The sequence below is a fragment of the Curtobacterium sp. MCLR17_040 genome, from assembly GCF_003234735.1.
Lineage (GTDB): Bacteria > Actinomycetota > Actinomycetes > Actinomycetales > Microbacteriaceae > Curtobacterium > Curtobacterium flaccumfaciens.
The window spans coordinates 1-12286 of record NZ_QKTE01000012.1 but is presented as its reverse complement, the minus strand read 5'-3'; the positions used below and the strand labels follow the sequence as shown (position 1 = coordinate 12286).

Here is a 12286-nt window from a genome sequence, read left to right as displayed (position 1 = left end):
GCAAGCGCTCAGTGGAACCAGTCCTGCGCACGGATGTCGCGCAGTGCCTGGCGGCGGACCTCGGGGTCGAGCGTCATCACGTAGACGGTGCCGTCGAGGTGGTCGCACTCGTGCTGGAGCGCCTCGGCCATCAAGCCGGTGCCCTCGAGGACGACCTCGTCGCCGTCGACGTCGACACCCCGCACCTTCGCGTACGGGGAGCGACGCGTCGGGTAGCCGAGCCCCGGGACGGAGAGGCAGCCTTCTTCCATGAGCTCGGGCTCCCCGGAGACCTCGACGATCTCGGGGTTGAGGACGTAGCCGACCTCACCGTCCACGTTGTACGAGAACGCACGGAGTCCGACGCCGATCTGGGGCGCGGCCACTCCGGCACGTCCGGGTTCCTTGACGGTGTCGATGAGGTCCTGCACGAGGTCACGGACCCCGGCGCTGCCGAGCAGTTCGGGGCGGATCGGGTCGGCCGGCGAGCGGAGGACGGGGTCGCCGAACAGGCGGATGGGACGAACGGTCAATTTACTGCAGCACCACCAGGAGGTCGCCGGCGTCCACCTGCTGGGTCGCCGGGATCGCGAGACGGCCGACGGTGCCCGACACGGGCGCCGTGATGGCCGCTTCCATCTTCATCGCCTCGATGCTCGCCACCGGCGTACCGGCCTCGACGACGTCACCGACGGCGACCTTGAGCGTCACCACGCCGGAGAACGGCGCGGCCACGTGCTTGGGGTCGGACGCGTCGGCCTTCTCGGCAGCCTTCGTCTCGACCTCGACCGAACGGTCGCGGACGGCGACCGGGCGGAGCTGCCCGTTCATCGTCGCCATGACCGTGCGGATGCCCTTGGCGTCCACCTCGCCGATCGCCTCGAGCCCGACGAACAGGTCGACGCCCTTGCCGAGCGGGACGCTGTGCTCCTGCCCGGGGCGCAGCCCGTACAGGTAGTCGACGGTCGGGACGACGGACAGGTCACCGTACTGCTCCCGCACGCGCTGGAACTGCTGCGTCGGCTGCGGGAAGAGCAGGCGGTTGAGGGCCTGCTGGCGCTCCGGCCCGGGGGTCTCGAGGTGCGCGCGTTCTTCCGCGGGCACCGGGGTGATCTCGAGTCGGACGTCGCGCCCGGCCAGGACCTTCGAGCGGAACGGCTCGGGCCAGCCGCCGGGCAGGTCGCCCAGTTCGCCGGCCATGAACCCGACCACGGAGTCCGGGATGTCGTACTTGTCGGGGTTCTGCTCGAAGTCGACCGGGTCGGCACCGACCGCGGCGAGCTGCAGCGCGAGGTCACCGACGACCTTCGACGACGGCGTGACCTTGGTGGGGCGTCCGAGGATCCGGTTCGCCTCGGCGTACCAGTCCTCGACCTGCTCGAACCGGTCACCGAGGCCGAGGGCGATCGCCTGCTGCCGGAGGTTCGACAGCTGACCGCCGGGGATCTCGTGCTTGTAGACACGCCCGGTCGGACCGGCGAGCCCGGACTCGAACGGGGCGTACACGCGACGAACCGACTCCCAGTACGGCTCGAGGTCACCGACGGCGTCGAGGGACAGACCGGTGTCGCGCTCGGTGTGGGCCAGCGCGGCGACCAGGGCGGACATGCTCGGCTGGCTGGTCGTGCCGGCCATGGGTGCTGCGGCCACGTCGACAGCGTCGGCCCCGGCGCGCGAGGCGGCGAGCAGGGTCGCGAGCTGGCCGCCGGCGGTGTCGTGAGTGTGCACGTGCACGGGCTGGTCGAAGCGCTCGCGCAGCGCGGTGACGAGCTTCTCGGCCGCACCGGCGCGGAGGAGCCCGGCCATGTCCTTGATGCCGATGACGTGCGCGCCGGCGTCGACCATCTGCTCCGCCAGGCGGAGGTAGTAGTCGAGCGTGTAGAGGTCCTCCGCGGGGTCGAGGAGGTCGGCGGTGTAGCAGAGCGCCGCCTCGGCGACGGCCGTGCCGGTCGCGAGCACGGCCTCCAGGGCGGGACGCAGCTGGCTCACGTCGTTGAGCGCGTCGAACACGCGGAAGACGTCGACGCCGGACCGAGCGGCCTCGTCGACGAAGGCGTCGGTGACCTCGGTCGGGTAGGGGGTGTACCCGACCGTGTTGCGGCCGCGCAGCAGCATCTGGATGGGGATGTTCGGCATCGCTTCGCGCAGCGAGGACAGGCGCTCCCAGGGGTCCTCACCGAGGAACCGGAGGGCGACGTCGTACGTCGCGCCACCCCAGGCCTCGACGCTGAGCAGCTGCGGGGTGAGCCGCGCGACGTGCGGTGCGACGGCGACGAGGTCCTTCGTGCGGACCCGAGTGGCGAGGAGCGACTGGTGGGCGTCCCGCATCGTCGTCTCGGTCACCGCGAGGGCCGTCTGGGCGCGCAGGGCCTTCGACCACTCGGCCGGACCCATCGCCAGCAGGCGGTCGCGCTGTCCCTCGGGCACCGGCGCCGTCAGGTCGGTGGCCGGGAGCTTGTCGGCCGGGTCGGTGACCAGCGGCGACCGCTCCCCGTTCGGCTTGTTCACCGTGACGTCGGCGAGCCAGGTGAGCACCTTCGTGCCGCGGTCCTTCGAGACGTGGCCACCGAAGAGCTGCGGGCGTTCCTCGATGAACTTCGTCGAGACGTCGCCGCGGGCGAAGTCCGGGTCCTCGAGTACGGCCTGCAGGAACGGGATGTTCGTGCTGACGCCGCGGATGCGGAACTCGGCGAGGGCGCGCTTGGCCCGGGACACCGCCGCCGTGAAGTCACGGCCGCGGCACGTCATCTTCGCGAGCATCGAGTCGAAGTGCGGGCTGATCTGCGCGCCGGTGGCGACCGTGCCGCCGTCGAGCCGGACGCCCGCGCCGCCGGGGCTGCGGTAGGTGCTGATCCGGCCGGTGTCCGGACGGAAGCCCTGCGTCGGGTCCTCGGTTGTGATGCGGGTCTGCAGCGCGGCGCCGTGCACGGCGACGGTGTCCTGCGACAGGCCGAGGTCGGCGAGGGTCTCCCCCGCCGCGATGCGCATCTGCGACTGCACCAGGTCGACGTCGGTGACCTCTTCGGTGACCGTGTGCTCGACCTGGATGCGCGGGTTCATCTCGATGAAGACGTGCTGCCCCTCGCGCTCGCCCTCGGTGTCGAGCAGGAACTCCACGGTGCCGGCGTTCACGTACCCGATCGACCGGGCGAAGGCCACGGCGTCACGGTGCAGTGCCTGCGCGATCGCGGGGTCGAGGTTCGGCGCTGGCGCGATCTCGACGACCTTCTGGTTGCGCCGCTGGACCGAGCAGTCCCGCTCGAACAGGTGGATCGTGCCCGCGTCGGTGCCGGTCGCGTCGGCGAGGATCTGCACCTCGATGTGGCGCGGACGGATGACGGCCTGCTCGAGGAACATCGTCGGGTCGCCGAACGCACTGTCGGCCTCGCGCATGGCGGCTTCGAGGGCGTCGCGCAGCTCGGGCTTCGTCTCCACCCGGCGCATGCCACGTCCACCACCACCGGCGACGGCCTTGGCGAAGACCGGGAACCCGATCGCGTCCGCGCCGGCGATCAGTTCGTCGATGTCGCGGCTCGCCGGGGTGCTCGCGAGGACCGGGACGCCGGCCGCGATCGCGTGCTCCTTCGCGGTGACCTTGTTGCCGGCCATCTCGAGCACGTGCTCGCCCGGACCGATGAAGGTGATGCCGTTCGCAGCTGCTGCCGCGGCGAGCTCGGGGTTCTCGGACAGGAACCCGTACCCCGGGTAGATCGCGTCGGCCCCCGACTCGCGGGCGACGCGGATGATCTCGGAGACGTCCAGGTACGCCCGGACCGGGTGGCCCCGCTCCCCGATCAGGTAGGCCTCGTCGGCCTTGAGACGGTGCAGGGAGTTCCGGTCTTCGTACGGGTAGACGGCCACCGTACGGGCCCCCAACTCGTAGGCGGCACGGAACGCGCGGATGGCGATCTCGCCACGGTTCGCAACGAGGATCTTCGTGAACACGACGTCCCTTTCAGCCCGGGTTGAGGTGAGACAACCCTAGTGGCGGTAACGTTGCTCAACGTGCATGTACTCAGCGTGAGCTCCCTCAAGGGTGGTGTCGGCAAGACGACGGTGACGCTCGGCCTGACCTCGGCCGCGTTCGCCAAGGGACTGCGCACGCTGGTGGTGGATCTGGACCCGCAGTCCGACGTCTCGACGGGCCTCGACATCAACCTCGCCGGCCACCTCAACGTCGCCGACGTCCTCGAGAACCCGAAGGAGAAGATCGTCCGTCAGGCGATCGCCCCCTCGGGCTGGACGAAGGGGTCGCAGGGCAAGATCGACGTCATGGTCGGGTCGCCCTCCGCCATCAACTTCGACGGGCCGCACCCGTCGATCCGCGACATCTGGAAGCTCGAAGAGGCCCTGGCCAACGTCGAACAGGACTACGAGCTCGTCCTCATCGACTGTGCGCCGTCGCTGAACGCCCTGACCCGCACCGCGTGGGCCGCGTCCGACCGCGTCACCGTCGTCACCGAGCCCGGCCTGTTCTCCGTCGCCGCCGCCGACCGTGCGCTGCGCGCCATCGAGGAGATCCGCCGCGGACTCTCCCCGCGCCTGCAGCCCCTCGGCATCATCGTGAACCGTGCCCGGGTGCAGTCGCTCGAGCACCAGTTCCGCATCAAGGAACTCCGCGACATGTTCGGCCCGCTCGTGCTCTCGCCGCAGCTGCCGGAGCGCACGTCGCTGCAGCAGGCGCAGGGTGCCGCGAAGCCGCTGCACGTCTGGCCCGGCGAGTCCGCGCAGGAGATGGCGAAGAACTTCGACCAGCTGCTCGAGCGCATCATGCGCACCGGCAAGATCGGTCCGTACGCCGAGGGTGGCGCCGCGTAGGTCGGTGCGCGCGCGGTCGCGGCGCGGTCGCGGTCGCGTGACATGCCGCTCACGTCCGACGAGCGGTCACCAACTGTCGGCCGGCAGCGTCGCAGCCGATAGTTCGTGACACCTCGGCGACTGCCGGGAGGCCTGCCCCGGCGTACACGCTCGACCCCGGCTCGGCCAGCGGTCACGACATGCCGCTCGCGTCCGACGAGCGGTCACCAACTGTCGGCCGGCAGCGTCGCAGCCGACAGTTCGTGACACCTCGGCGATTCACACACGACGGTTCGTGACACCTCGGCGACTGCCGGGAGGCCCACCCCGACCCCGGCAGACACACCCGACCCCGGCTCGCCAGCGGTCACAACATGCCGCTCACGTCCGGCGAGCGGTCACCAACCGTCGGCAGACGGCGTCGCAGGCGACAGTTCTTGGCCACTCGGCGACGCGCACACGACGGTTCGCGACCACTCGGCCGGAACCCGAACGGTCAGGAAGCGCGGGAAGCGCGACGAGCGGCGAGCTCGTCGGAGGGGTCGGCCGCCGCGGTGGCGTCGAGCTCGACCAGGGAGCTCTCGACCTCGCGCAGGACCTTGCCGACCGCGATGCCGAAGACACCCTGGCCGCGGGACACGAGGTCGATGACCTCGTCGTCGGAGGTGCACAGGTACACCGAGGCGCCGTCGGACATCAGCGTGGTCTGCGCCAGGTCGGAGACGCCGGACTCCCGGAGCTGGTTGACCGCGGTGCGGATCTGCTGCAGTGAGATACCGGTGTCGAGCAGGCGCTTCACGAGCTTGAGCACGAGGATGTCGCGGAACCCGTACAGGCGCTGCGATCCGGAGCCGGCGGCCCCACGGATCGTCGGCTGCACGAGTTCGGTGCGGGCCCAGTAGTCGAGCTGTCGGTACGAGATGCCGGCTGCCCGTGCGGCGACGGTACCGCGGTAGCCGTTCTGCTCGTCGTGCTCGGGCAGACCATCGGTGAAGAGCAGCCCGAGGTCGTACCGGGTCACATCAGACTCGGTGCCAGGGGTGTCGTTCCCACTCATGAGCTTGCCTTCCACGACGATCGAGCTCCCACCCGAAGCTTCAACGACGGGTTGAGAGTTGTTCCGAGGTCCACGGTAGCGACTCCGACCGCTCCCGCGCGGGACATCCGACCCGGCGCGTCCGGCGTGTCGAGGATACGCCTCGGCCACTGACACACAAGCCCTGTCGGAGCGGCGGACGGCGTCATGCGTCGAGACGACCGATGGCCTGGCGGATGAGGTTCGACCGGATGATCTCGAGGTGCCCGGCGATCTCACGCGCGAGCTCGGTGGCCTTCGCACGCGAGGTCGCGTCACCCCGGCGGAAGACCGGCATGAGGGCGGACTCGATGAGACCGACCTCGCGCTCGGCGGTGCTGCGCAACGTGCGGAGGTGTCGCGGCTCGATACCCGTTCGCTGCAGTTCGACCAGGGCCTTCAGTACGGAGACGCCGTCGTCGCCGTAGGTGTCGGTGGCCGGCAGCAGCGAAGCAGAGACCGCGTCGGCGAGGAGCATCGGTGAGGCGCCGGCTGCCCGGACCGTCTCGTCGCGGGTGTACCGGCGTTCGCGTCCGAGGATCGACGGCTTCGGCGCATCGCCTCCGCCGGGCAGGACGGGTTCGCGTCCGGCATCGAGGTCGGCGAGGTACTCCTTGATGACCTTGAGCGGCAGGTAGTGGTCACGCTGCAGTCCGAGGATCACCCGGAGCCGCTCGAGGTCGGCAGCGGAGAACTTGCGGTACCCGCTGGCCGTGCGGATCGGGGTGACGAGCTCGCGCTCTTCGAGGAACCGCAGCTTGGAGCTCGACAGGTCCGGGAACTCGGGCTTGAGGCGAGCGAGGACCTGCCCGATGGTGAGCAGGTCCGGTGCCGCGGACCCCGCCCGGGCCGCAGCGGACCGTGCGGCCACTACGCGTTCGCCAGGCGCGCCAGGTCGACCCGAGATGCGTAGAACGTCAGGCGGAACTTGCCGACCTGGACCTCGGCCCCGTCGGTGAGCAGCGCTTCGTCGATGCGGACACCGTCGAAGTACGTGCCGTTCAGGGAGCCGTTGTCCTTGACGCTGAAGCTCGTGCCGTGGCGCAGGAACTGCGCGTGCTTGCGCGACACGGTGACGTCGTCGAGGAAGATGTCGGCGTCGGGGTGTCGACCGGCCGTCGTGACGTCGGAGTCGAGGAGGAACCGCGCACCCACGTTGGGGCCGCGACGGACCACGAGCAACGCCGACCCGGAGGGCAGTGCGTTGACGGCTTCACGTTCTTCGGTCGAGACACCGGACTCGGCGGTGAGCGCCGCGCCCATGTCCATGCTGAAGGTCAGCGTGGTGTCGACCAGCCGCTGCTCCGGGGTCTTCTGACCGCCCGGCTGCGGGACCACTGGATCTGGCATCGGTGGACCTCCTCCTCTTGGCCCACCAGCGTATCGGAAACGAAGCCCCGAGCGGCAGCCCCGATCTGGGACTGTGGAGGGACTTCCGCGATCCGCGAACGCACGAGCCGCGTCAGCGACCCGTGGGACCCGGCGTCACCTTCCCCGCGCGAGCAACCAGAGCAGGTACGGCGCTCCCACGACGCCTGTCACGACGCCCACCGGCAGCGCGGTGCCGGGGAAGGCGAACTGTGCCAGCAGGTCGCTGCCGAGCGTGATCGCGGCTCCGACGGCAGCGGCCGGCGCGAGTGCCACCCGTCCACCGCCGACCAGGCGTCGGGCGATCGGCGCGGCCATCAGCGCCACGAAGGAGACGGGCCCCGCGGTGGCGACGGCTGCGGCGGTCAGGCACACGGCGGTGAGGAGCAGGAGCACCTTCGCCCGGTCCGGCCGGAGTCCGAGTGCGGCCGCGACCTCGTCCCCGAGGCTCAGGACCTGCAGACGGGCGGACTGCAGCAGCGCGAGCACGCCGAGCACGACGAACGCGACGCCGAGCACCCCGACCAGGTCGCGGTCGACGGCGTTCAGGCTGCCGGAGAGCCAGAGCAGCGCGGTGCCGGCCTGGGTGACGGTGCCGCTCGTGAGCATCCAGCCGGTGATGCTCAGGCAGATGGCCGCGACACCGATCCCGACGAGGATCACCCGGTTGCCGGTGATCCCCCGTCGCCAGGCGAGCCCGGCGATGACGATCGAGACCACCACGGCGCCGACGAGCACGACCGAGAAGAGCGTGCCACCGCTGGCACCGAACAGCACGATCGCGGTGAGTCCGGCGGCGCTGGCCCCCGAGGTGATCCCGATGACGTCGGGGCTCGCGATCGGGTTCCGCACGACGCTCTGCACGATCGCGCCAGCGACGCCGAGACTGGCGCCGACGAGGACGGCACCGAGCACCCGCGGCCCGCGGAGCTGCCCGATGACGAAGTCCGAGATCCGGTCCCCCTGGCCGAACAGGGAGGCGAGCACCTGGCCCGGGGTGAGCGGGATCGAACCGGCGCCGAGCCCCACCAGGACGAGCACCACGACGACCGCCACCACGGCGACGAGCACCGCGACCTCACGACGCAGGCCGGCCGAGCGGCGCAGACCGCCGGACCGCGGGCGGCCGGAGCCGAACAACTGCCTCACAGTCCCCGCACCGCCCTCGACCGCACGAGCGCGATGAACACCGGCGCCCCGATCAACGCCGTGACGATGCCGACCTGCAGCTCCCCCGGGTACGCCACGACGCGACCGATCACGTCGGCGACGAGCAGCAGCGCGGGGGCGACGATCGCCGACAGCAGGATGGTCCAGCGGTGGTCGGGGCCGCTCAGTCGGCGGACGGCGTGCGGCACGGCGAGCCCGACGAAGGCGATCGGCCCGGCGGCGGCCACCGCGGAGCCGGCCAGCAGCACCGCGACCAGACCGCCGACGGCGCGGACGAGCACGACCCGCTGCCCGAGCGACGCCGCGAGTTCGTCCCCGAGCGCGAGGGTGTTCAGCGACCGACCGAGGCCGAACGCGATCACCAGCCCGACGAGCACCGGCGCCGTGATGATCCCCGCCGTGCCGAGGTCCTTGCCGGCGAGGGCACCGACCTGCCAGAACCGCAGCTGGTCGAGCAGGCTCTGGTCGGTCACGAGCACCGCGGTGGTGACCGACGACAGCGCCGCGGCGACCACGGCTCCGGCGAGGGCGAGTCCGACAGGTGAGAGGCCACGACGGGCGACGGTCGCGATCCCGTACACGAGCACGGCGGCGAGTGCGGCCCCGATGAACGCGAACGGCAGGTAGGCAGCCGTGCCGCTCACGCCGAAGACCGCGATCCCGGCCACCACGGCCAGTGTCGCACCGGAGTTGATGCCGAGGACGCTCGGGTCGGCGAGCGGGTTCCGCGTCACGCCCTGCATGACTGCCCCGGCCACCCCGAGCGCGGTTCCGGCGAGCAGTCCGACGACGGTGCGGGGCACACGGTTGCCGAGCACGATGAGCCCGACCTCGTCGCTCCGCCCGGGGTGCATCACCGTGTCGAGGACGGTGCCGAGCGGGATCGGCCGCGAGCCGTACGCGATCGACAGCGCACACGCCACCGCGAGGACGACGACCGCCAGCACGGTCGCACCGACGAGTCGGGGGACGGAGCTGGGAGCCGGGGGCGTGGACGTCGACGGAGGCATGGAAGTAAGGCCACCCTAACGCCGGAGCCCCACTCGGCGTCCCCCGAGCAAGCCCGGAGCGTGCGCAGGGTTCGTTCATAGGCTCGTCATGGGGAAGCGCCCTGTACTGGTCTCCATCGACGCCCGACCGGGTCGTCGAGGGACGACCGGAGAGCACCGATGAACGAGACCCCGAACCCCGCAGCCGCCGACCACGACGAGGACGGCACCCCCGCCGCGCAGCAGCAGGCTCCCGGGATGCACCGGGAGGCGCCGCACGCTGACCCGGCCTCCCTGCGCCCGGCGTACGCGTTCGACGGCTCCGGTCCCTACCTCTACGGTCCGGACGGCTCCGGCCCCTACGCCTACACGCCGGACGGCCGCGGCCCGTACCTGATCGGCAGCCCCGCCCTCGCCGGCGCGAACCACGCGTGGGCGTACTCGGCGGCGACCGCGAACCATCCCGGTACGACGAAGCGCCCGCGTCGCCTGGGACTGATGATCGGCTCCGGCATCGCCGCGCTCGCAATCGTCGGCGCGGCCGGTGGCACCGCCCTCGGCCTGTCCTCGCAGGGGACGACCACGACGTCGAGCCAGTCGCAGGGCACCACCACGCTGCCCGACACCGGATCCGGCACCGACGGGACCGGCGGCACCGGCAGCAGCGACGGGACGAACGGCTTCACGGTGCCCGGCGACGGCAGCGGCAGCGGCACCAGCGGCGACGGCAGCACCGGCACGGGCACGACCCAGTCCCCCGCCACCGCAGCGACGGCCGCCGACAAGAAGGGCGTCGTGACGATCAACACCGTCCTGAACTACGACGAGTCGTCACAGGCGGCCGGCACCGGCATGGTCCTGACCTCCGACGGCACGATCCTGACGAACAACCACGTGATCCAGGGCGCGACGAGCATCACCGTCACCGACGAGACCACCGGCAAGGAGTACAAGGCCGACGTGGTCGGGGCCGACGCCACCAACGACGTCGCCGTGCTGAAGCTCGAGAACGCCTCCGGATTGTCCACGGTCACGCTCGACGACGACGGCGAGCCGAGCACCGGCGACACCGTCAAGGACGTCGGGAACGCCGAGGGCACCGGCAACCTCGTCGCCGCCGAGGGCACCGTCACCGCGACCGACCAGGACATCCAGGTGCAGAGCGAGTCCGGCACCGGCACCGAGTCCCTGACCGGCCTGATCGAGATCTCGGCGGACATCGTCTCCGGCGACTCCGGCGGACCGGTGCTCGACAGCGAGGGCGAGGTCATCGGCATGGCCACGGCAGCGTCCTCCGGCACCGCCGACGTCACCGGCTACGCCATCCCGATCACCACCGCGAAGACGATCGCCGAGAAGATCCTCGCCGGGGAGTCCTCGAGCACGATCACCATCGGGCTGCCCGCGTTCCTCGGGGTCGAGGTCAGCAACACCTCCGGCACCACGGGCGGCGTCGCCGTCGCCGACACGGTCGAGGGCTCCGGCGCCGCGAGCGCCGGCCTGACCGCCGGGGACACGATCACGAGCATCGACGGCACCGCGGTCACGAGCTCGGACCAGCTCACCAAGGTCGTGCAGTCCCACTCGGTGGGCGACAAGGTGAGCGTCCGCTACACCGACAGCACCGGCGCCGCGAAGACGGTCACGATCACCCTGACCGCCGGCCCCGCCGCGTAGCGGGAGAACCCGGGCGCGCTCAGCCCAGCAGCGCCCGCACCACCGACCGGTAGACGTTGGCCGGGGAGTCCGTCCGGAAGGCGGTCTCCCCGGCCTTCGTCGCGCCCACGCGCGCGAACCCGTGCCCCTCGGCCCGCACGATCGTGATCGGCTTCGGCTTGCCCGGTCGACGCAGGTACGAGACGGTCCACGGCGCGGCCCAGAACCGCGCGAGGCGCGGGTCCGCCTCGGCGAGGGCCTCCGGCAGGTCCGGTGCGTCCGGACCGCCGGCCAGCCTGCGGCCGAGCAGGTGCCCTGGGAGCGACCCCGTGCGGAACGGGAAGGTCCACGTCGGACCGATGCCGAGCCTCCCGGCCAGCAGCGCGACGGCCCGGTCCGGCGTGACGGACGCGACCACGGCACCCGCCGCGTCGGTCCCGTCGACGACGGTCTGCGACCAGGCCTGGAGGCGCGGCTCGCCCCCGTCGGGCAGGTGCTGTTCCAGCGTGACCGGCTGGGCATCGCCCTGCCAGGGTTCGAGGAGGGTCTGGGTCGACTCCGGCAGCGTGCCGAGTCGGCCGACGAGGCCCGCCTCGATGAGTTCGCGGCCCGCCGCGGTGCGGAGGAGCGTGGGGTTCCACCGGCGTCCGGCGAGGCTCTGCAGGGTGCCGATCGCGTCCGTGCTGAGGCGGGGGCCGTCGAGCGACGGTGCCGGGGCGGGGGCCGGCAGGGGTTCGAGGTCACGCTCGGGGCGGACCGGGACCGTCTCGGTGGCGCGGACGCTCTCGAGGACCGCGAGCACGAGGTCGTCGGTCTCGAGCAGCCGGGCGAGCGGGCGTTCGATCGTCAGGTCGACGCGGTGCCGACCGGTGACGAAGAGCAGGTGGGTGCCGGCGACGTCGCCGTGCTCGTCGGGCCGGACGTACTCGACCAGCCGGGCCGGGGCGCCGGCGGTGGTCCACGGGTCGCAGCCGACGAGCAGCAGGCCCTCGACGGAGCCGGGCAGCCGTTCGAGCAGCCCGGTGTTCTCGTCGCCGATCGCGCGGTCGCTGGGGCGGGATCGGACGGTGAGGACGACGTCGTCGCCGGTGACGCGCAGGTCCGCCTGGGCTGAGTCCTCGCGGCGCCAGGAGTCCGGGCGGCGGAGGGTGAGGCGGGCGGTGCGGTCCTCGGTGCCGAGCGAGACGGGGACTGCCATGGGATGAGCGTATGTCGGGAGCGGGGCGCGGGGGCCTGCGGCTCTGTCTCTTAT

Annotated in this window: 10 protein-coding genes; 2 read left to right on the top strand and 8 right to left on the bottom strand. The window is 71.7% G+C overall.

Features of this window, described 5'->3' with window-relative positions; all coding sequences use genetic code 11:
- Positions 1-8: 8 nt before the first annotated feature.
- Positions 9-512 carry a peptide deformylase gene (locus tag DEJ01_RS11435; protein WP_071405406.1) on the bottom strand — a complete coding sequence of 168 codons (504 nt, stop codon included), beginning with the start codon at positions 510-512 and terminating at the stop codon, positions 9-11.
- A 1-nt stretch (position 513) separates the two neighbouring features.
- Positions 514-3924 (bottom strand): pyruvate carboxylase, encoded by a 3411-nt coding sequence (locus tag DEJ01_RS11430; RefSeq protein ID WP_111093036.1) that lies wholly within the window; start codon positions 3922-3924, stop codon positions 514-516.
- Between the two features lie 60 nt (positions 3925-3984).
- Between DEJ01_RS11430 and DEJ01_RS11425 the strand changes: the two genes are divergently transcribed.
- The gene (locus DEJ01_RS11425) at positions 3985-4797 is read left to right on the top strand and encodes a ParA family protein (RefSeq protein ID WP_027465232.1); all 813 of its coding nucleotides are present in this window, start codon (positions 3985-3987) and stop codon (positions 4795-4797) included.
- Positions 4798-5272: 475 nt separating this feature from the next.
- Here DEJ01_RS11425 and DEJ01_RS11420 read toward each other — a convergent pair whose 3' ends face one another.
- The 5 genes from DEJ01_RS11420 to DEJ01_RS11400 all read right to left on the bottom strand — a co-directional run bounded on the left by DEJ01_RS11420 (position 5273) and on the right by DEJ01_RS11400 (position 9399).
- Positions 5273-5833 carry a MerR family transcriptional regulator gene (locus DEJ01_RS11420; protein ID WP_027465231.1) on the bottom strand — a complete coding sequence of 187 codons (561 nt, stop codon included), beginning with the start codon at positions 5831-5833 and terminating at the stop codon, positions 5273-5275.
- Between the two features lie 184 nt (positions 5834-6017).
- Positions 6018-6722, bottom strand: coding sequence for a MerR family transcriptional regulator (locus DEJ01_RS11415; protein WP_111093035.1), 705 nt, complete (start codon positions 6720-6722; stop codon positions 6018-6020).
- Positions 6722-7201, bottom strand: a complete 480-nt coding sequence (locus tag DEJ01_RS11410) for an FHA domain-containing protein (protein ID WP_051596676.1) — start codon at positions 7199-7201, stop codon at positions 6722-6724. Before DEJ01_RS11410 ends, DEJ01_RS11415 begins: the two co-directional genes overlap by 1 nt.
- A gap of 135 nt (positions 7202-7336) precedes the next feature.
- Positions 7337-8368 (bottom strand): iron ABC transporter permease, encoded by a 1032-nt coding sequence (locus DEJ01_RS11405; RefSeq protein ID WP_258375697.1) that lies wholly within the window; start codon positions 8366-8368, stop codon positions 7337-7339.
- The gene (locus DEJ01_RS11400; RefSeq protein WP_111093034.1) at positions 8365-9399 is read right to left on the bottom strand and encodes an iron ABC transporter permease; all 1035 of its coding nucleotides are present in this window, start codon (positions 9397-9399) and stop codon (positions 8365-8367) included. Before DEJ01_RS11400 ends, DEJ01_RS11405 begins: the two co-directional genes overlap by 4 nt.
- Positions 9400-9558: 159 nt before the next feature.
- Between DEJ01_RS11400 and DEJ01_RS11395 the strand changes: the two genes are divergently transcribed.
- Entirely contained in the window at positions 9559-11055 is a 1497-nt protein-coding gene (locus tag DEJ01_RS11395; protein WP_258375696.1) for a trypsin-like peptidase domain-containing protein, read from the top strand.
- A 19-nt stretch (positions 11056-11074) separates the two neighbouring features.
- On the opposite strand, the gene DEJ01_RS11390 is transcribed toward DEJ01_RS11395, so the two are convergent.
- Complete coding sequence (locus tag DEJ01_RS11390; protein WP_111093033.1) at positions 11075-12232, bottom strand: hypothetical protein; 1158 nt, start codon at positions 12230-12232, stop codon at positions 11075-11077.
- Positions 12233-12286: the final 54 nt, after the last annotated feature.